Source organism: Stenotrophomonas sp. DDT-1 (assembly GCF_001580555.1).
Lineage (GTDB): Bacteria > Pseudomonadota > Gammaproteobacteria > Xanthomonadales > Xanthomonadaceae > Stenotrophomonas > Stenotrophomonas sepilia.
The window spans coordinates 1-17418 of the sequence record NZ_LEKR01000061.1; the positions used below are offsets into that span (position 1 = coordinate 1).

Consider the following 17418-nt stretch of genomic DNA (forward strand, 5'->3'; position numbering starts at 1 on the left):
CGCAGGATTGCGCACACGAGCAAGCGGCGACCGAGCTTACATGGGTGAGGGCGCTTTGCTTGCGAAGCACTGCTTCGCAAGCGCCCGAACGCACAGCCGCCAGCGGCTGGGCCGGGCCCCGGAGGGGGACTTGCAGCGCCCCCCGCAAACGGACCCGCCCCGCCATCCCACGGAATCCCGCCGTTGTTGTTGCCGTTGCCTCTGCGGGTGCAGGGCGCAACCCTGCAACGCCCCCCTTCCCCATACTCCGCCGAATGGGTATACAGTCGACCCATGCCGGCACCGTGCCGGAATGAACCCTGGGAGGGGACCATGCGCAAGACCTTCAAGACCCTGCTGCTGGCATTGCCGCTGTGCCTGGCCGCACTTTCGGCGCAGGCCGCCGACGGCGCCGCCGGCCGCTGGAAGACCATCGACGACAAGACCGGGAAGGTGAAGTCGATCGTCGAGATCACCCAGGCCCCCAACGGCACGCTGACCGGCAAGGTGGTCGACATCCTGCACTCGGACAAGGGCCCGAACCCGGTCTGTGACGGCTGTGAAGGCGCCAACAGGAACAAGCCGGTGAAGGGCATGACCATCCTCTGGAACCTGAAGGCCGACGGCGCCAACAAGTGGTCCGGCGGCACCATCCTCGACCCGGCCAACGGCAAGACCTACAAGTCGAAGATGGAACTGCAGCCCGGCGGCACCCGGCTGGACGTGTCCGGCTGCATCGCCTTCATCTGCCGTGCGCAGACCTGGCAGCGCGAATAAGCGCTCCGCACCTGCTTCAACCACGTGACCCGGCCCCGGCCGGGTCACGTCGTTGCGGGCATGCGATACTCTGCGGTTCCCCTCGGCTTCACCCCGCGACCATGACCCGTACCGCGCTCGTCACCACCGCCCTGCCCTACGCCAACGGCCCGCTGCACCTGGGCCATCTGGTCGGCTACATCCAGGCTGACATCTGGGTACGTGCGCGGCGAATGAGCGGCGGCAGGACCTGGTTCGTCTGCGCCGATGACACCCACGGCACGCCGATCATGCTGGCCGCGGAAAAGGCCGGGGTCACCCCGGAAACCTTCATCGCCAACATCCAGGCCAGCCACGAACGTGACTTCGCCGCCTTCGGCGTGGCCTTCGACCACTACGACTCGACCAATTCGGCGGCCAACAAGGCGTTGACCGAGCAGTTCTACCTGAAGCTGGAAGCGGCCGGCCACATCAGCCGCCGTTCGGTCGCGCAGTTCTACGACCCGGCCAAGGGCATGTTCCTGCCCGACCGCTACGTCAAGGGCATCTGCCCGAACTGTGGCAGTGCCGACCAGTACGGCGACAACTGCGAAGTCTGCGGCGCGACCTATGCACCGACCGACCTGAAGGAGCCGCGTTCGGTCATCTCCGGCGCCACGCCGGAAATGCGCGATTCGGAGCACTTCTTCTTCGAGGTGGGCCACTTCGATGCGTTCCTGCGCGAGTGGCTGGCCGGCGATGTCGCCCTGCCGGGCGTGAAGGCCAAGCTGGGCGAGTGGCTCAATGCCGAAGGCGGCCTGCGCGCGTGGGACATCTCGCGCGATGCGCCGTACTTCGGTTTCCAGATTCCCGGCCAGCCGGGCAAGTACTTCTATGTCTGGCTGGACGCGCCGATCGGCTACCTGTCCAGCTTCCAGACCCTGTGCGGCAGGAACGGTGAGGACTTCGAAGCGCACCTGCGTGCCGGCACCGCCACCGAACTGCACCACTTCATCGGCAAGGACATCGTCAACTTCCACGGGCTGTTCTGGCCGGCGGTGCTGCACGGAACCGGCCACCGCGCGCCGACCCGCCTGCACGTCAACGGCTACCTGACCGTGGACGGCGCCAAGATGAGCAAGTCTCGCGGCACCTTCGTGATGGCCCGTACCTTCCTCGATGCCGGCCTGGAGCCGGAAGCGCTGCGCTACTACTACGCCGCCAAGTCCGGCGGTGGCGTCGACGATCTCGACCTGAACCTGGGTGACTTCATCGCCCGCGTCAACGCCGACCTGGTCGGCAAGTTCGTCAACCTGGCCAGCCGCTGCGCCGGCTTCATCAGCAAGCGCTTCGACGGCCAGCTGGCCGCGCAGCTCCCCGATGCGGCGCAGTACCAGCGCTTCGTCGATGGCCTGGCGCCGATCCGTGAAGCCTACGAGCGCAACGACCCGGCCGCGGCGATCCGCCTGACCATGACGCTGGCCGACGAAGCCAACCGCTACATCGACGACGTCAAGCCGTGGGTCATCGCCAAGCAGGAAGGCGCCGATGCGCAGCTGCAGGCCGTGTGCAGCCAGGGCCTGAACCTGTTCCGCGTGCTGGTCACCGCCCTGAAGCCGGTGCTGCCGGCCACCGCCGCGCAGGCCGAGGCCTTCCTCGCCGCGCCGGTGAATGACTGGACCGAGCTGGCGCAACCGCTGCTGGGACACCGCATCACCGAGTACACCCCGCTGTTCACCCGTATTGACCCGAAGAAGATTGACGCCATGATCGACGCCTCCAAGGACACCCTGCAGCCGGCGGCTGCCGCTGCCCCCGCCGCCAAGCCGGCCGCCCCGGCTCCGGCCCCGGCCAAGGACGAAGCAAAGAGCGCCGACGCCCCGGCCTACATCGGCATTGACGATTTCGCCAAGCTCGACCTGCGCATCGGCAAGGTGCTGGTCTGCGAGTTCGTGGAAGGTTCGGACAAGCTGCTGCGCTTCGAACTGGACGCCGGCGAGCTGGGCAAGCGCCAGATCTTCTCCGGCATCCGTGGCAGCTACGGCGAACCGGAGAAGCTGGTGGGCCGCAGCGTGGTGTTCATCGCCAACCTGGCCCCGCGCAAGATGCGCTTCGGCCTGAGCGAAGGCATGATCCTGTCGGCCGGCTTCGACGGTGGCGCACTGGCGCTGCTGGACGCCGACAGCGGCGCGCAGCCGGGCATGCCGGTCCGCTGATGCCTGCAGCGGGCGTGGTTGCGGCCACGCCCGCCGGCAGCTCCGGCCCCGGGAGGCAACGCGATGGGAAGCAACGCAATGGAACTGGCGCTGTTCGACTTCGACCACACCGTGACCACCTGCGATACCTATGGCCGCTTCCTGCGCCGCGTGGCCACCGCCGAACAGCTGGCACAGGCATGGTGGAAAGTCGGGCCGTGGCTGGCCGCGTACAGGCTGAAGCTGATCTCGGCCGAACGCATCCGTGCACGCGTCACCCGCCTGACCTTCAGTGACCGCCACAGCGATGACATCGCCACGCTGGCCGCAGGCTTCTCGCGCGAGTTCCTGCCCGACGTGGTGCGCCCGGAAATGCTGGAGCAGATCCGCTGGCACAAGGAACAGCGGCACACCGTCGTGATCGTGTCCGGCTCGCTGGACCTGTACCTGCGGCCGTGGTGCGAGCAGCTGGGCCTGCAGCTGATCTGCAACCGGCTGGAAAGCCAGGACGGCCGCCTGACCGGCCGTTACGCCGGTGGCGACTGCGGTCCGCGCAAGGCCGAGCACATCCGCCGCCAGTTCGATCTGTCGCGCTACGTGCGCATCCATGCCTACGGTGACAGTTCCGAAGACAAGCCGATGCTGGCGCTGGCCCACGAGCGCTGGTTCCGCGGCAAGCCCCTGAAATAACCCAACGCGCAGCCTTCGCCACGCATGAGCCTGATCCCGCCCCTGACCGAACGCCTCGACCGCCTGCTGCCGCAGACCCAATGCGGGCAATGCGGCTATGACGGCTGCCGCCCGTACGCGCAGGCAATGGCACGTGGCGAGGCGGGTGTGGACCGCTGCCCGCCGGGTGGCGACGCCGGTGCACGGGCGTTGGCGCAGGTGCTGGGTGTACCGGCGATTCCGTTCGATCGTTCGCGCGGCGAGCACAAGGCGGCCCAGGTCGCGTTGATCGTCGAAGCCGACTGCATCGGCTGCACCAAGTGCATCCAGGCCTGCCCGGTGGACGCCATCGTCGGCGGCGCCAAGTACATGCACACGGTCATTGCCGACCTGTGCACCGGCTGCGAGCTGTGCATCCCGCCGTGCCCGGTGGACTGCATCGAGCTGCTGCCCCTGTAACAGGGGTCAGATGCCTTTCCGCAGGAAAGGGACCTGACCCCATCCCGCAGTTACGGCACCGCTGCCGTCACCACGATCTCGACCTTCCACTCGGCGTGGGCGAGCTTGGCTTCGAAGGTTGCGCGGGCCGGGGTCGCGCCCTCGACCACCCACTCGTCCCACGCCTTGTTCATGCCGTCGAAGTCGGCGATGTCGGCCAGGAACACTTCCGCACGCAGCACGTGCTGGCGATCACTGGCGACCAGCGCCAGCAGCTTGTCGATCTCCGCCAGCACCTGCCGGGTCTGGCCGGTGATGTCCTGGCTGGTGTCTTCCGGAATCTGGCCGGAGAGGTAGGCGACCTTGTTGTACACGGTCATTTCGGACATGCGCGGTCCGACGTCGTAACGCTCCATCATGGGCGTGGCTCCTGCGGGTGATCAGGCCAGCATTGTCCTCCAATCCGGTCAACGGTGGGTGCACGGGTCCCCCGCGCGACACGTCACTACCGGGCTCCGACACATCCGCTGGTCAAATGGCGGCGACAGGCGCACGATGCGCCACGCCCCGCGTTGACACCGCACTCGCCCCTCCTGACGCCCCCTTGCGCCGATGACCGCAGCCACCAACCCCGCCGCCGCTTCCTCCACCCCGGCATGGAAGCGGATCCTCACCATTGTCGTTCCCCTGCTGATCCTGTCGCTGGCCCTGCATGGCCTGGCCAGTGAATTCGATGAGCACGGCTACCGCGCCATCCGCCAGGCGTTCCGCCAGCTCAGTGGCCTGCAGATCACGCTCACCGTGATGCTCGGCCTGGCCAGCTACGCCTGCCTGATCGGCTTCGATGCCATCGGCCTGCGCCGCAGCGGCATCCGCGTGCATCCTGCACGCATCGGCATCACCGCCTTCCTTGCGCATACGCTGGGCCAGACGGTGGGCTTTGCCGCGCTGACCGGCGGCGCAGTGCGCCTGCGCGGCTACCGCAGCGCCGGCCTGGACCTGGCGCAGATCGGCCAGGTGGTGCTGATGAGCACGCTCGGTTTCGTATTCGGTGCGTGGCTGTTGATCAGCGTGGCGCTCTGCATGGAACCGGCGGCAGCGGCGTTGGCATTGCCACTGAATCCCGATGCCGTGCGCATCGTCGGCATCGTCGCCCTGCTCGCCTATCTGGGTACCGTGCTGCTGGTCGGTCGCGATGGACGGCAGTTCAGCGTGTTCGGACATGCGTTGTGGCTACCCGACCGCCGCACCATGCTCGGCGTCACCGTGCTCAGCGTGATCGAACTGGTACTGGCCAGCGCCGCGTTCTATGTGCTGCTGCCGGACTCGACGCCCACCGGCCTGCCCGGCTTCGTCGGCCTGTACCTCGTCGCGGTACTGGCCGGCCTGGTCTCGACCGTGCCGGCCGGCCTGGGCGTGTTCGAATGGAGCCTGTTGAAGCTGTTGCCCCAGGTGGCACCGGCGGCGGTGCTGGCGGCCGCGTTGATCTACCGCGTGACCTATTACGTACTACCGCTGGTGCTGGCCACGTTGCTCGCCCTTGCGCCCGCGCTGCGCCAGCCGCTGCAGGCCAGTGCCGGGGCAACCCGCGCCGGCTGGAACGCACTGCGCCCATGGTTGCCGCAGATCATCGCGCTGGCGGTGTTCAGCATCGGCGCCGCGCTGGTCATCGATGGCACCCTGCCCACGCCACGCCGGCACCTGGTGAATGCCTCGCTGCCGATCCTGGAAACCTCGCACCTGATCGGCAGCCTCAGCGGTGTTGCGCTGCTGCTGATCGGGCAGGGCCTGGCCCGGCGCAGCCACGCGGCGTGGATGCTGGCGATGGCGGTGTGCGTGGTCACCCCGCTGCCGCTGTGGCTGCGCGGTGGCCAACCGTTGATCGCCGTCTCGGCGGTGCTGGTGGCGATGGCGCTGTGGGCCGCACGTCGCGAGTTCTACCGCCAGGGTGCGCTGCTGGATGAAGCCTGGTCCTGGCCGTGGCTGCGCAACCTGGGCCTGGTGCTGGTGGCAGTGACCTGGCTGCTGTTCTTCACCTACAACCATGTCGAATACCAGAACGAGCTGTGGTGGCAGTTCGCGGTCTCCGGCAACGCACCGCGCGCGTTGCGCGCGTTGCTGGTGGTGGCCATCGCGCTGGTGATGTTCGGCCTGGCGCGGCTGCTGCACAGCACACGCAGCCCGCTGCCCGCCGCCGATGAAGCGACGCTGCAATCGCTGGCGCCAGTCCTGGCCGGTGCCACCGACACCCAGGCCTGCCTGGTGCTGACTGCTGACAAGGCAGTGCTGCGCGATGAAGCGAAACTGGGCTTCGTGATGATGCAGCGCTATGGGGGTTCGCTGATCGCGATGGGCGACCCGGTCGGCCCGCCGGACGTCGCCCGCGCATTGATCTGGCGCTTCCGCGAGGAAGCCGACCGCCTTGGCCTGCGCCCTGTCTTCTACCAGGTCGGCGAGTCCTACTGGCAGACCTATCTTGACCTCGGCCTGGGGCTGGTCAAGCTGGGCGAAGAAGCGATGGTGCCGCTGCATGATTTCGGCCTGGAAGGGCGCGAGCGCGCCGACCTGCGCCAGGCCTGGAACCGGGGCAAGCGGGGTGGCCTGTCCTTCCGCGTGGCGCCCGTGGAGGAAATTCCCAGCCTTCTGCCGCGCCTGCACGCGATCTCCAACGCATGGCTGGAAGACAAGGCCGGCGACGAAAAGGGCTTCTCGCTCGGCAGCTACGACCCGGATTACCTGGTGCGCTTCCCGGTGGCGCTGGTCGAGGCCGAAGGCCAGATCGTGGCCTTCGCCAACCTGTGGCAGGCACCGGCCGGCGCCGAGCTGTCGGTGGACCTGATGCGCCACGTCAGCGAAGCACCGAAGGGCACGATGGACTTCCTCTTCATCGAGCTGTTCCTGTGGGGCCGCGCACAGGGCTATGCACGTTTCTCGCTGGGCATGGCGCCGCTTTCCGGGCTGGCACAGCATCGTCTGGCTGGCCGCTGGAACCGCCTGGCCGGCCTGCTGGCGCGGCATGGCGAACGCTTCTACGGGTTCAGTGGCCTACGCCGCTTCAAGTCGAAGTTCGATCCGCAGTGGCGGCCGCGCTATCTCGCCGCGCCTGGCGGCATGCACCTGCCGGCGGCACTGCTGGACGCCACGCGCCTGATCTCTCTGGACCCGCGGCGCAACTGACGACCCGCACCACCCGGCAGGTGTCGACCTTGGTCGACACGCCAGCGCCAACACGCTGACGGGCGTGGCCCGGCGTTACCGCGGCTCGTTCTGGTGGGTGCGAACCGTTGGTTCGCACGCTCTCCGCTTCACGCCCCGCCCTTGAGGATCACCTCGGCCAGCCGATCATAGTCACCGCCGAAATGGTGGTCGCCCGGCAGCTTCACCCGCTTCACGCCGTCATTGGCCGGCAGGTCCGGGCACAGTGCGTCCTCGTCCTTGTCGCCGTATACACACAGGGTCCTTTCCGCCGGCAGCCTGGCCACTTCCGGCGCGATCGGCAGGCCGTCGCCGCCACCGCCCAGCCAGTTGCTGACATGGAATTCGAAGTCGGCCTTCCTGCCCACCGACAGCAGCACGATGCGCTCCAGCGCCTCGCGGGTACCGGCGTCGAGCTGGTTGATCGTGGCCGGCAGCACGTCGGCGCCCTGCGAGAAACCGATCAGCATCACCTTGTCGCGGTGCCACTGCTGACGGTAGTGGTCGATGATCTTCTGCAGGTCAGCGGCGAAGCCCTTCGGCGTGCGCTCACTCCAGAAGTAGCGCAGCGAGTCGATGCCGACCACGGCCACGCCGTGCTCGTTGAGCGACGATGCCACGTCCTTGTCCAGGCCGGCCCAGCCACCATCGCCGGAAACAAATACCGCCAGCGTATCGCCGCTACCGGTCGCCGGTACTTCCACCACCGGCAGGCCTTTCAGCGCGGCCGGCGGCGGTGCCAGACTGACCCCGGCCTGCGCGCCGATCACCCGCGCCGCGGCGACCAGGCCCGGCGACGCATCACCGCGCGCGGTGCGCTTGAATTCGCGCGCCATCGCCACCTGCTGCACGAACTGGCTGGCCTCGCCCACCTTGCATCCGTGATCGCCAGCAGCACTCAACCACGGGAAATTCAGTTCGGCGGGCTGCAGTTTGTTGTGCTTCACACCATCGCCGCAGACCATGCGCTCATGGTTGTGGTCCGGGCAGAAGCCGGTGGTGAGCAGGCCGGCAAACACCTGGGTGTCAGCCTGCGCCGCAAGCGAATAGGCCATCTCGGCACCCTCGCCGTCACCGCCGACCAGCGGCAGGTGGTAGCCGGGCAGATGCAGGGACGCCTGCAGCCAGCGCGAGAAGTTCTCAACGTCACCGGCGCCGAACGAACAGGTCGGATCACCCTCGCGCTTGAGCACGCCGCGCAGGTGCGCGATGTCCACAGCGGCAACCATGGCGCCGTCGGCACGCAGGGCTTCGATCGGCAGGCGGCTGGTGTCACCACCCGGGGTGGGCTCGTGGAACCAGATCACCACCCGCTGCGGCGTGCCGGCCGGCATGTGCACCGGAATCTGCTCGAACCGCCCATGGCTGAACTGCTGCGGGGTCCCCGCCGCCGTCGCCGGCAGCGCGGCCAGCGCCAGTACCACACCCATTGCCCTGCCCAGCCCTGCACGCTTCATATCGCATCCCCGATGGAATGCGCACACGATACGCCGCCACCGCGTGCACGGCACGTACCGGTGCAGGCCGTTGGCGATTCAGTCGGCCGTGGTACGCCGACTGCGCCGGTACAGTGCCAACGCCAGGTACAGCAGCCAGCCTACGATCACCACGATCAGGACCTTCTGGCCCAGCCCGCGCGGCGGACCGGCGCGCCACAACACATGCAGCCACAACAGTACGAACGCCAGCCAGGCCCAGCCCCAGAGCAGGCCCGCGGCGGACTGCCAACCCGGTTCGCGGCGCAGGTACCAGGCCTGCAGCAGCATGCCGACGCTGGCACACAGGAACGCGGTGTTGGCCGCCAGCCCATGGATGAACGGTGCCAGCAGCGGCGTCGCTTCCGGCAGCCAGCTGTCACCGATGGCGACCGTGGCCAGGCCCAGTGCCGAGACAGTGAACAGCAGCGGCGCCGCCGCGCTGCGCCGCGGGCCGATGCTGCCCCGGTAGAGGCTGATGCCGAGCAGGGCGATCGCCAATGCCAGCAGGCAGTAGGCCGCGCGCAATGCCAGCCCCCACGGCCCGTGCAGATAGAGGCTGAGCGTGGCCCGCACCCAGTCCAGATCGGTGCGTGCGAACTGGGTCCACAGCGCGGTGGCCACGAACAGCAGCAGCGCCGCCAACGCCAGCAGTGCCGCTGGGCGCGCGCGGCTCATGCGGACGCCTCCGGGTGCCGCGCCAGCCATTCGGCCAACGCCTTGCGATAGCGCTGCAGCTCGTCGGCATACAGGTCCAGCACGCACAGCGGGCAACCGCTGCCGCAGCATTCGTTCGGACCGGGCTCTTCCGGCGGCAACGGGCGGGGATCGGGATCAGGGACAGACACGGTTGGAAGCGGCAATCGGTGGAAACAGGCCCCAGTGTACCGGGCTGGTTCAGTGGCCCAGCTGCCGGCGCAGGTTGTCGCGCGCGGCCGCATCGAGTCGCTGGTGGAAGAATTCGCTGAGGAAGATGCGCGGTGCACGCAGCAGGCCCTGCAGGAAACGGCGGCGGCCGGCGCGATACAGGAAGCCCGGCACCATGCCCTTGTACTCTTCGGCCACGCCGCGGTCATAGGCGCTGAACACCGGTTCCGGCGCGGCCAGGATCGCCATGTCGCAGTCCAGGAACAACGCGGCCTCGGCATCGACATCGTCCGGGCCGAGCTCGCCATGGCGGGCAGTCAGCAGGATCAGCTGCTCTACCCGGGCCGCGTCGACCGTGGCAAGTTCCGGCGCCTGCGCGATCACTTGCAGGGCCAGCTGCGCCGAACGCGCCTCGTTGTCCTTTCGCCCCGCCACATAGATCGCATCGTGGTAGAGCGCGGCCAGGTAGACCTCGGCCGGCTGCTGCCAGCCTGGACCGTCGGCAACCTCCTGGCAGTGCTGCAGCACCGCACGTACGTGGCCGAAGTGATGGTAGGCACGTGGTGGCGTCGCATAGCTGTCCTGCAGCGCCTGCCACTGCGCCGGAGCGAGCGTCAGCGGGGAGAAGTCCATGACTGGATCATCCCGCCTGCGCCGGCAGCGGGCAAGCTGGCCATTTTTTCACCACACCCTCACAACGCCCTTCGCACGGGGCCCCAACGCGGTTGTCCACAGCTTTGTCGAGCGCTGGTCCACACCGGCTGTGGATGAACGCGCGGACCGACCAGCGGTCACTGCAGGGGTGCGCGCACAGGTCTACACTCGCCTCAGGCGGGAGCGCCCGCCGCTGCCAGGAGCCGTCATGTACCGTCCTGCCGCCCGATCCGTTCTGCTCGCACTGGCCGCATTGGCGGCACCCTCCGCGATCGCCCTGAACCCTGGCGCGAACGAAGTCCCTGCGCTCACTGCCAGCACCGCCGCGCCGACGATTCCGACGCCGCAGCAGGTGTTCGCGATTCCACCGGCCATGCTCGATATGCTGCACACCCAGGTGACCCGTCGCAGCTATTCGCGCGAGCAGCGCCTGCAGGCGCTGGTGGAGATGATCTTCGACCGCCATGGCATGGACCTGCAGTACGACGCCGACGCGACCCTTACCGTCAGCGAGATCTGGCAGCAGCGACGCGCCAACTGCCTGGCCTTTACCCTGATGTTCGTCGCGCTGGCACGCGAAGCCGGCATCCAGGCGCGCGTGCAGGAGGTCGGCCAGGTGGTGTCGTGGTACCAGGACCAGGCCCAGGGCCTGGTCTACAGCGTAGGCCACGTCAATGCCGGGGTCGGCTTCGCCGGCCGCTTCGCCACCGTCGATCTGGATCGCAATGTGCTGTACGACCGCCGCGGGCCGCTGCCGATCAGCCAGGCGCGGGCGTTGGCGCACTTCTACAACAATCGCGGTGCCGAACGCATGGCCAGCGGCGACCTGGCGGGCGCACGTACCTTCTTCGATACCGCGCTGGCGCAGGACGGCAGCTTCGCTGCCACCTGGAACAACCTGGGTGTGCTGGAAAACCGCACGGGCGATACCGCCGCCGCGCGACGGGCACTGGAAAGGGCGCTGCGACTGGACGGCCGCCAGGATGCTGCACTGACCAACGCCAGCGCCCTCTACCGCAAGCTCGGCATGATTGCGCAGGCCCAGGCACTGGAGCAGCGGTTGCAATCGGTGCAGCGCGAAGACCCGTTCGCGCAGTACCTGCTCGGAGCCGAGGCCGAACGCGCCGGGCAACTGCAGCAGGCGATCCGCTATTACCGGAAGGCCGTGCGCCTGTACGACACCGCGCACCAGTTCCACTTCGGGCTGGCGCGGGTCTATTTCCTGGCGGGCCAGCTCAAGCACGCCGATCGTGAGCTGCTGCGTGCACAGGAACTGGGCGGGGCGCCGCAGCAGGCGCGCTACCAGGCCAAGCTGGACAGCCTGGCCCGCTGGCGCGCACGGCAGCAGGCCAGGCGCTGAAGGCCGGTCAGGCCTTCTTGAGGAAGCAGGTCTTCAGGACCAGGCCCTTGATCTTGTCCGAATTGCCTTCGATGTGCTCGGCATCGTCCTCGACCAGGCGGATGTTGCGGATCACGGTGCCCTGCTTGAGCGGGATCGAGGAGCCCTTGACCTTCAGGTCCTTGATCACGGTGACGGTGTCACCGGCCTGCAGGGTATTGCCGTTGCTGTCACGCACGACCAGGGTCGAACCGGCACTTTCCTCGGCGGTCCATTCGAAGCCGCAGTCGGCGCAGATCCACAGCGCGCCATCGGCGTAGGTGTTTTCCAGGGTGCACTGCGGGCAGGCAGGGGCAGAAGACATCAGCAAGTACCTCAAAGTGAATCAACAGCCGCCATTGTAACCGCCCGGCTCCCCTGGCCTTTTCCGGGCAGTACGCCGCGACCTCCTTGACCCGGCCAGGAACAGGAAACTGCGGGACCTTGCAGTCGGCGGCGAACTGCAGCAGAGTGCGCGGCCCCTGATCGCCCCCGGAACTCCCCATGCGCCTCGGCATCGACTTCGGTACCAGCAACTCCGCCGCCGCCATCGTGCATGAAGGGAAGCTGCTGCCGATCCGCTTCGGCGACGCCGAGCAGTTCCGGACCAGCGTGTACTTCCCCGGCGTGGTGCCCGACCCGGATGACTTCCAGCTCGATGACGGCCAGGAGCACCAGCTGCAGCAGATGATCGACAGCGCTGCGCGTGCTGCGCGCGCCGCCGGCCAGGAACGCACGCCGCAGGCGCTGCGCCGCGAAGCCCTGCGCGCGCTGCGCCGGGAATGGATGGAGGCCCGTGCCGGCAAGGAACGCAGTGCCAGCGACCTGCTGCAGAATGCGGTCTACGGTGACGAAGCGCTGGAAGCCTATTTCGAGGAACACGAAGGCAACCTGGTGCAGAGCCCGAAATCGATGCTCGGCTACAACCTGCACCCGCGCGCCAAGCAGACCATCACCGGCATCGCCGCGCACATCCTCGAACACATCCGCCTGACCGCCAGCGCCCAGCTTGGCCAGCCGCTGCGAGCGGCCCTGCTCGGGCGTCCGGTGCAGTTCCGCAGCTCGATCGGTGCGGCCGGCAATGACCAGGCGCTGGACATCCTGCGCGAAGCCGCCAGCCAGGCCGGATTCGACCAGATCGATTTCCTCGAGGAACCAGCCGCGGCGGCCATGCACTATCACGCCGAAAGCCGCGAACGGCACCAGGCCGTGATCGTCGACATCGGTGGCGGTACCACCGATATCGCCCACGCCGAAGTCGGCGGCGACGACGCCCCGCGCATCCACCGCGCCTGGGGCATCGCCCGCGGCGGTACCGACATCGACCTGGCGCTGAGCCTGTCCAGCTACATGCCGCTGTTCGGGCGCGGCATCACCCGCGTGCCCGCCCACCACTACGTGGAAGCGGCCACCGTGCAGGACATGACCCGCCAGCGCGACTTCCGCCAGCACAAGTATGACCATGTCGACAATCCGTGGGGCGCGCGCCTGCAGGCCCTGCAGGACACCGGCAATACCGCCCGCCTGTACCGCGACGTCGAGCGCGCCAAGATCGCCCTCAGCGCCGCCAGCGAACATCGCAGCACGCTGGACTACATCGCCCGCGACCTGCATGCCGACAGCAGCGCCGACGGCCTGGCCGCAGCCGCCCATGGTTATCTGGAGCAGCTGCGGGAGCTGCTGGCCCAGGTCCGCAGCGACATCGGCGGCGACCCGGACGCGGTGTTCCTGACCGGCGGCATGTCCCGCGCCGGGTATCTGCGCCAGGCCGTTGCGGAGGCCTTCCCGGGCGCCCGCATGGTCCACGGCGAGCCCTCGCTGGGCGTGGTCCAGGGCCTTGCGCTGGCGGCAGCCAGCCAGGATTAACAAAACGTTACGCGATCCAAGTTACTCTTGGTCGGCTAGAACCCTGCTGCACCTTCCACCGGCCACGCCGGTGTGTGTCCACGGTGCAGCCTGGCCCGCCCTGCGGGCCTAGCGGCCATGCCTTCCTGGCTCGTTCATGGTCCGCGTACCACCGGAGCCGCCATCGAGACCCGCTTTGGGCACCCGCCAGGCCCCTGAGGCCTTACAACCTGACGCAGCACATGCACCCATCGACTGCCGCCGTTGTGACGCGGTCTGTTGCCGGCTGCCCGTGTTGCTGCAGCCTGGCGACCACGTGCCCGGCCAGTTCCTGTCACGCGACACCCACGGCCGTGCCGTGATGGCGCGCAACGAGGAAGGCTGGTGTGCGGCGATCGATCCCTATCACCTGCGCTGCACGATCTATTCGCAGCGCCCGGCGATCTGCCGCCAGTTCTCGATGGGCGGCAGTGACTGCCGCCGCGAGCGGCAGGACTACCTGCGCCAGGCTGATGCCTGGGCGCTTTCCTCCCCTTCCACCTGACAGGAGCAACCATGCCCCGCAAGGCAAAGACCCCCGCGAAGGCCAGCAACAGCATCCGCAGCGAACGCAAGGGCGCGGCCGCCAGCACCGTGGTCAGCAGCGATTCGATCGCTTCGGACCTGGCAGCGTTCCGCAAGGCCGGTGGCAAGATCGAAGTCCTCGGCACCACCTGGGCGCTGAAGAAAGCCAGCTGACCCAGTAGCGACCGCGGCGGCGCTGCCGCCGCGGCCTGCCGGATCGCGCTCAGCGATCCAGGCTTACCCGAACACTGCCCGAATGCGACTGGATGCGGATATCACCGTCGCCGCTGCCCAGCCGCGTGTCAAGATGGCTGCCGGGGCCGTAGCGCGGCCGCTCCACCTGGCCAGCATCGCTGTTGATCGACCCGCTGAAGCTGTTCACCGACAGCTGCGCCGAGACGGCGCGCGGCAGGCGCAGGTTGACCGACGCACTCACCGATTCGACATTGATACGGCCTCCCGGCGCCAGCCCGGCCGCCGACAGGTCAATACTGCCCGATACGGTTTCCACCGCCAGCCGCTGCACCCGCCCGGCATCGACCTCGACCCGGCCGGATACCGTCTGTGCACCGATGTCGCCGGACACGCCGCTCCCGGCCACGATCCGGCCACTGACCGTATTTACGTCCAGCTTCGGCGTCTGCAGGCGCGCGCTGACACCGCCACTGACCGTATTGAGCTTGCTGTCACCGCTGCGACCGGAGGCGCTGAGGCTGCCGCTGACGGTGTCGGCCTGCAGGCGGCGCACGTCGATGCCACTGATGTCCTGGCTGGCACTGACCGTGCTCAGCAGCAGCTCCACCGAGCGCGGCACGTTCAGCACCAGCGTTGCGCCGCCGTTGTTGCTGCGACGCGGATACTCGATCTCCCAGCGGACGCGGTTGGCACTCTTTTCCTGGCGCAGCTGCAGGCCATCACTGAGCGTACCGGTGAGCTGCACGTCGTTGCGGTCCCAGCCACGCACGGTCACCTTGCCGGCCACGTTGCTCAGTTCGATGCGGCCGCCGGCGGCCAGGTTGTGGCGTTCGTCGATCCGGGTGTCAGCCAGGGCCACCGCGGGCAGCAGCAACAGCGCGGCGCAGCAGGTCATCAGGGTTCGTGTCATCGGGGGTCTCCTCAGGTCGTCAGGCCGGACTCGGCGGCATAGGCCGCCTGCCGCGTCAGTTCCAGCCGCAGCGCATAGGTGCGCTTGAGCTGGCCAAGCAGGTGAGGCGCACGTGGGTCCTGCGCCAGCGCGGCCTGGATCTGTGCCGCGCTTTCATCCAGTTCGTGCAGCGCCGGCTGCCATTCCGGTGCCCGGCCTGCGGGCAGCGCGGCCACCGCCTGCCGGTACTGCTCGGTCATCGCCGCAGCCTGCAACTGCAGCGTGGACGGCACCGGTATATCCGGCTGCACATGCCGCCAAGGGGCCACGGCGTAGATCGCCAGGCTGGCAGCCAGGACAGCGCCGGCCGGCAACCACCAGCGGCGCCGCGAACGCGTTGCCAGGGCCACCACGTTGCCCGTTGGCGCAGGTGCTGCCTCTGGTTCACGCGGCGGCAGCCGGGCAGACAGGCGTGCCCAGCCATCGGCCGGTACATCGCGCTCGTTCGGCAGCGCGCGCAGCCGGGCCAGCAGATCGTGATCGCAATCGTGTTCGTGTGTACTCATGTCATGTCTCCCAGCCGTGCGCGCAGCAGGCCGCGCGCACGATGCAGCTGTGCCTTTGAACTGCCGACGGCCATCTGCAGCTGCTCGGCGATTTCCTGGTGTTTCCAGCCTTCGATGTCGTGCAGTACCAGTACCGCACGCGCCCTCGGAGGCAGCGTCGCGAGTGCGCGCTCCAGGTCGCGCTCGGTACCGGCGCAACGGTCGTGCACCGCCAGCTCCTGCAGGCCGCCGTCGACCTCCTCCAGACTGTCGTGGTCCTGCCCGGCGGCGCGCCCGCGCAGTTCCATCAGTGCGGCGTTGACGCCCAGCCGGTGCAACCAGGTCGACAGGCTGCTTTCGAACCGGAACCCCGGCAGCGCCTTCCATGCCTGCAGGAACGCTTCCTGCAGGGCATCCTCGGCACGCGCCTGCTGGCCCCCGCACAGGCGCCACAGTACGGCGAACACGCGCGGCGCATGGCGCCGGTACAGCAGTTCGTAGGCCGCAGTGTCACCGGCGGCGGCCGCCCGCACCAGGGCGGGTTCGTCGACAGGGGCGTGGGCGGCAGGCGGCGCTGGCATGGTGGTGTCGAGCATATCGCTTGGATGCGGCGACCCGGAAAAAGGTTTAGAGCCGATCGCCGATCAAGGCCATGCAACCTTTTCGACGATGGCTGCATCCATGCAAGGTCATTCGAGAAAACACCTCCAGGGAGTTCCGCCATGTCCAGCCCATCCTGCGCCGCCCTGCTGGTAATCGTCGCTTGCGTCGTGCTGCAGGCATCGGGCCTGTCCTTGCGGTTGTGCCCCGACAACGGCCGCGCCTGCCTGCAGCAGGATCGCCAGGAGCTGGTCTGCCTGGCGTGGTCACCGATGGTCGAAACCCCGGCACGCGCCGGGTAACATCAAGGCCGTTCCCGCCACCTGTTTTCGCCCCCATGATGTTGTCGCTGAAGGATCACCTGCCGGCCTGGAGCCACCCATGGCTGAACTACGCGGGCGTGGCCCTGCAGATCGTGCTGGTGCTGCTGGTCGCCTGGCTGCTGCGGGTACTCGCCCGTCGCCTGATCCGGCGCTTTGCCGAGCACTACACGCTGCCACCTGAAATGGTGATGGGCGCGCGCCGGATCACCAGTTTCGTGGTCTATTTCAGCGCCCTGCTGTATATCCTCAGCCTGCTCGGCGCGAAGCCTTCAGTGCTGTGGACCGCGTTCACCGGCTTCGCGGCCGTGGGCGCAGTGGCCTTCTTCGCGGCCTGGAGCGTGCTCTCCAACATCTTCTGCACGTTGCTGATCTTCACCACTCGCCCGTTCCGCCTGCATGACTACATCGAAGTGCTGGAGAACGGCGAGAAGCCGGGCCTGAAGGGCCGGGTGATCGACGTGAACCTGATCTACACCACACTGCAGGAAACCGGCGACGGCCACGAAGGCACGGTGCTGCAGCTGCCGAACAACCTGTTCTTCCAGCGCACGGTGCGCCGCTGGCGTGACCCGGCGCAGGCACCCGGCGGCATCCAGGGCGACGGCTGAGGGTGGGGTTTTCGGCAGGGCTGCGCCCTGCACGCGCCGAAGCCTTCAAGCCAAGGCAACAGCAACAGCAAAAGCTGGCATTCCGTGGGGTGGCGGGGCGGTGTCGGAGTGCGGGGACGCCGCAAGTACGTCCTTGCAGGCTTGGCAGCCGCTTGCTCGTGTGCGCTTTCCTGCGCACACGGCAAGACCGGGGTTGGGCGTCCTGCCCAACCCGCCCGAGGCATGCCTCGGGCCCATGCGGCTGACACCCCGCACTCCGACACC

Annotated in this window: 20 protein-coding genes; 11 read left to right on the forward strand and 9 right to left on the reverse strand. The window is 68.1% G+C overall.

Translation table 11 applies throughout. The features are described 5' to 3' along the window. Nucleotides 1-312 precede the first annotated feature (312 nt). From AB839_RS19555 to rnfB, 4 genes are all read left to right on the forward strand, one after another. Nucleotides 313-756 (forward strand): DUF2147 domain-containing protein, encoded by a 444-nt coding sequence (locus tag AB839_RS19555; RefSeq protein WP_049415741.1) that lies wholly within the window; start codon nucleotides 313-315, stop codon nucleotides 754-756. A 101-nt stretch (nucleotides 757-857) separates the two neighbouring features. After that, nucleotides 858-2930, forward strand: a complete 2073-nt coding sequence (metG, locus tag AB839_RS19560) for a methionine--tRNA ligase (protein ID WP_061480617.1) — start codon at nucleotides 858-860, stop codon at nucleotides 2928-2930. 78 nt (nucleotides 2931-3008) lie between these two features. Next, the gene (locus AB839_RS19565) at nucleotides 3009-3599 is read left to right on the forward strand and encodes an HAD family hydrolase (RefSeq protein WP_061480618.1); all 591 of its coding nucleotides are present in this window, start codon (nucleotides 3009-3011) and stop codon (nucleotides 3597-3599) included. Between the two features lie 24 nt (nucleotides 3600-3623). After that, nucleotides 3624-4037, forward strand: coding sequence for an Rnf electron transport complex subunit RnfB (gene rnfB, locus AB839_RS19570; RefSeq protein ID WP_061480619.1), 414 nt, complete (start codon nucleotides 3624-3626; stop codon nucleotides 4035-4037). A 50-nt stretch (nucleotides 4038-4087) separates the two neighbouring features. On the opposite strand, the gene AB839_RS19575 is transcribed toward rnfB, so the two are convergent. After that, entirely contained in the window at nucleotides 4088-4435 is a 348-nt protein-coding gene (locus tag AB839_RS19575; RefSeq protein WP_005418155.1) for a RidA family protein, read from the reverse strand. A gap of 193 nt (nucleotides 4436-4628) precedes the next feature. On the opposite strand from AB839_RS19575, the gene mprF reads away from it, so the two are divergent. Continuing rightward, nucleotides 4629-7193 (forward strand): bifunctional lysylphosphatidylglycerol flippase/synthetase MprF, encoded by a 2565-nt coding sequence (mprF, locus tag AB839_RS19580; RefSeq protein WP_061480620.1) that lies wholly within the window; start codon nucleotides 4629-4631, stop codon nucleotides 7191-7193. Nucleotides 7194-7321: 128 nt separating this feature from the next. Here the strand turns inward: mprF and AB839_RS19585 are convergent, their stop codons facing one another. The 4 genes from AB839_RS19585 to AB839_RS19600 form a co-directional block, all read right to left on the reverse strand. Beyond that, nucleotides 7322-8668, reverse strand: coding sequence for a virulence factor family protein (locus AB839_RS19585; RefSeq protein WP_061480621.1), 1347 nt, complete (start codon nucleotides 8666-8668; stop codon nucleotides 7322-7324). Between the two features lie 78 nt (nucleotides 8669-8746). Further along, nucleotides 8747-9364 (reverse strand): DUF998 domain-containing protein, encoded by a 618-nt coding sequence (locus tag AB839_RS19590; protein WP_061480622.1) that lies wholly within the window; start codon nucleotides 9362-9364, stop codon nucleotides 8747-8749. Continuing rightward, nucleotides 9361-9534 carry an oxidoreductase-like domain-containing protein gene (locus AB839_RS19595; RefSeq protein ID WP_061480629.1) on the reverse strand — a complete coding sequence of 58 codons (174 nt, stop codon included), beginning with the start codon at nucleotides 9532-9534 and terminating at the stop codon, nucleotides 9361-9363. The genes AB839_RS19590 and AB839_RS19595 overlap by 4 nt, the downstream gene beginning before the upstream one ends. A gap of 49 nt (nucleotides 9535-9583) precedes the next feature. Further along, a complete protein-coding gene (locus AB839_RS19600; RefSeq protein WP_061480623.1) occupies nucleotides 9584-10186 on the reverse strand; it encodes a hypothetical protein in 603 nt (200 codons plus the stop codon). A gap of 229 nt (nucleotides 10187-10415) precedes the next feature. On the opposite strand from AB839_RS19600, the gene AB839_RS19605 reads away from it, so the two are divergent. Then, nucleotides 10416-11567: a transglutaminase domain-containing protein gene (locus tag AB839_RS19605; RefSeq protein ID WP_061480624.1), complete on the forward strand. Its 1152-nt coding sequence runs from the start codon at nucleotides 10416-10418 to the stop codon at nucleotides 11565-11567. A 7-nt stretch (nucleotides 11568-11574) separates the two neighbouring features. Here the strand turns inward: AB839_RS19605 and AB839_RS19610 are convergent, their stop codons facing one another. Then, the gene (locus AB839_RS19610; RefSeq protein WP_010482882.1) at nucleotides 11575-11910 is read right to left on the reverse strand and encodes a zinc ribbon domain-containing protein YjdM; all 336 of its coding nucleotides are present in this window, start codon (nucleotides 11908-11910) and stop codon (nucleotides 11575-11577) included. A 179-nt stretch (nucleotides 11911-12089) separates the two neighbouring features. Here AB839_RS19610 and AB839_RS19615 point away from each other — a divergent pair, with 179 nt between their 5' ends. The 3 genes from AB839_RS19615 to AB839_RS19625 all read left to right on the forward strand — a co-directional run bounded on the left by AB839_RS19615 (nucleotide 12090) and on the right by AB839_RS19625 (nucleotide 14168). Beyond that, nucleotides 12090-13451, forward strand: coding sequence for an Hsp70 family protein (locus tag AB839_RS19615; RefSeq protein ID WP_061480625.1), 1362 nt, complete (start codon nucleotides 12090-12092; stop codon nucleotides 13449-13451). A gap of 229 nt (nucleotides 13452-13680) precedes the next feature. Beyond that, nucleotides 13681-13974: a YkgJ family cysteine cluster protein gene (locus AB839_RS19620; RefSeq protein WP_080104338.1), complete on the forward strand. Its 294-nt coding sequence runs from the start codon at nucleotides 13681-13683 to the stop codon at nucleotides 13972-13974. An 11-nt stretch (nucleotides 13975-13985) separates the two neighbouring features. Then, nucleotides 13986-14168 carry a hypothetical protein gene (locus AB839_RS19625; RefSeq protein ID WP_005410566.1) on the forward strand — a complete coding sequence of 61 codons (183 nt, stop codon included), beginning with the start codon at nucleotides 13986-13988 and terminating at the stop codon, nucleotides 14166-14168. Nucleotides 14169-14217: 49 nt separating this feature from the next. Here the strand turns inward: AB839_RS19625 and AB839_RS19630 are convergent, their stop codons facing one another. From AB839_RS19630 to AB839_RS19640, 3 genes are read right to left on the reverse strand one after another with little or no spacing between them, the layout of a single operon-like run. Continuing rightward, a complete protein-coding gene (locus AB839_RS19630; RefSeq protein WP_061480626.1) occupies nucleotides 14218-15099 on the reverse strand; it encodes a DUF4097 family beta strand repeat-containing protein in 882 nt (293 codons plus the stop codon). An 11-nt stretch (nucleotides 15100-15110) separates the two neighbouring features. Then, a complete protein-coding gene (locus tag AB839_RS19635) occupies nucleotides 15111-15644 on the reverse strand; it encodes a hypothetical protein (RefSeq protein WP_061480627.1) in 534 nt (177 codons plus the stop codon). Then, on the reverse strand, nucleotides 15641-16219 hold the full coding sequence (locus AB839_RS19640) for a sigma-70 family RNA polymerase sigma factor (protein WP_005418173.1): 579 nt from the start codon (nucleotides 16217-16219) through the stop codon (nucleotides 15641-15643). Before AB839_RS19640 ends, AB839_RS19635 begins: the two co-directional genes overlap by 4 nt. 126 nt (nucleotides 16220-16345) lie before the next feature. Between AB839_RS19640 and AB839_RS19645 the strand changes: the two genes are divergently transcribed. Beyond that, nucleotides 16346-16525, forward strand: a complete 180-nt coding sequence (locus tag AB839_RS19645; RefSeq protein ID WP_061480628.1) for a hypothetical protein — start codon at nucleotides 16346-16348, stop codon at nucleotides 16523-16525. Nucleotides 16526-16560: 35 nt separating this feature from the next. Further along, a complete protein-coding gene (locus AB839_RS19650; RefSeq protein WP_005418176.1) occupies nucleotides 16561-17154 on the forward strand; it encodes a mechanosensitive ion channel family protein in 594 nt (197 codons plus the stop codon). Nucleotides 17155-17418 lie beyond the last annotated feature (264 nt).

What these genes read in the sequence shown, in the direction of transcription:
- AB839_RS19645 (WP_061480628.1), top strand. Translation starts at nt 16,346, where the DNA reads ATGTCCAGCCCATCCTGCGCCGCCCTGCTGGTAATCGTCGCTTGCGTC.
- AB839_RS19630 (WP_061480626.1), bottom strand. Translation starts at nt 15,099, where the DNA reads ATGACACGAACCCTGATGACCTGCTGCGCCGCGCTGTTGCTGCTGCCC.
- AB839_RS19555 (WP_049415741.1), top strand. Translation starts at nt 313, where the DNA reads ATGCGCAAGACCTTCAAGACCCTGCTGCTGGCATTGCCGCTGTGCCTG.
- metG (WP_061480617.1), top strand. Translation starts at nt 858, where the DNA reads ATGACCCGTACCGCGCTCGTCACCACCGCCCTGCCCTACGCCAACGGC.
- AB839_RS19565 (WP_061480618.1), top strand. Translation starts at nt 3,009, where the DNA reads ATGGAACTGGCGCTGTTCGACTTCGACCACACCGTGACCACCTGCGAT.
- AB839_RS19585 (WP_061480621.1), bottom strand. Translation starts at nt 8,668, where the DNA reads ATGAAGCGTGCAGGGCTGGGCAGGGCAATGGGTGTGGTACTGGCGCTG.
- AB839_RS19635 (WP_061480627.1), bottom strand. Translation starts at nt 15,644, where the DNA reads ATGAGTACACACGAACACGATTGCGATCACGATCTGCTGGCCCGGCTG.
- AB839_RS19590 (WP_061480622.1), bottom strand. Translation starts at nt 9,364, where the DNA reads ATGAGCCGCGCGCGCCCAGCGGCACTGCTGGCGTTGGCGGCGCTGCTG.
- AB839_RS19610 (WP_010482882.1), bottom strand. Translation starts at nt 11,910, where the DNA reads ATGTCTTCTGCCCCTGCCTGCCCGCAGTGCACCCTGGAAAACACCTAC.
- AB839_RS19650 (WP_005418176.1), top strand. Translation starts at nt 16,561, where the DNA reads ATGATGTTGTCGCTGAAGGATCACCTGCCGGCCTGGAGCCACCCATGG.
- AB839_RS19575 (WP_005418155.1), bottom strand. Translation starts at nt 4,435, where the DNA reads ATGATGGAGCGTTACGACGTCGGACCGCGCATGTCCGAAATGACCGTG.
- AB839_RS19600 (WP_061480623.1), bottom strand. Translation starts at nt 10,186, where the DNA reads ATGGACTTCTCCCCGCTGACGCTCGCTCCGGCGCAGTGGCAGGCGCTG.
- AB839_RS19615 (WP_061480625.1), top strand. Translation starts at nt 12,090, where the DNA reads ATGCGCCTCGGCATCGACTTCGGTACCAGCAACTCCGCCGCCGCCATC.
- AB839_RS19640 (WP_005418173.1), bottom strand. Translation starts at nt 16,219, where the DNA reads ATGCTCGACACCACCATGCCAGCGCCGCCTGCCGCCCACGCCCCTGTC.
- mprF (WP_061480620.1), top strand. Translation starts at nt 4,629, where the DNA reads ATGACCGCAGCCACCAACCCCGCCGCCGCTTCCTCCACCCCGGCATGG.
- AB839_RS19625 (WP_005410566.1), top strand. Translation starts at nt 13,986, where the DNA reads ATGCCCCGCAAGGCAAAGACCCCCGCGAAGGCCAGCAACAGCATCCGC.
- AB839_RS19605 (WP_061480624.1), top strand. Translation starts at nt 10,416, where the DNA reads ATGTACCGTCCTGCCGCCCGATCCGTTCTGCTCGCACTGGCCGCATTG.
- rnfB (WP_061480619.1), top strand. Translation starts at nt 3,624, where the DNA reads ATGAGCCTGATCCCGCCCCTGACCGAACGCCTCGACCGCCTGCTGCCG.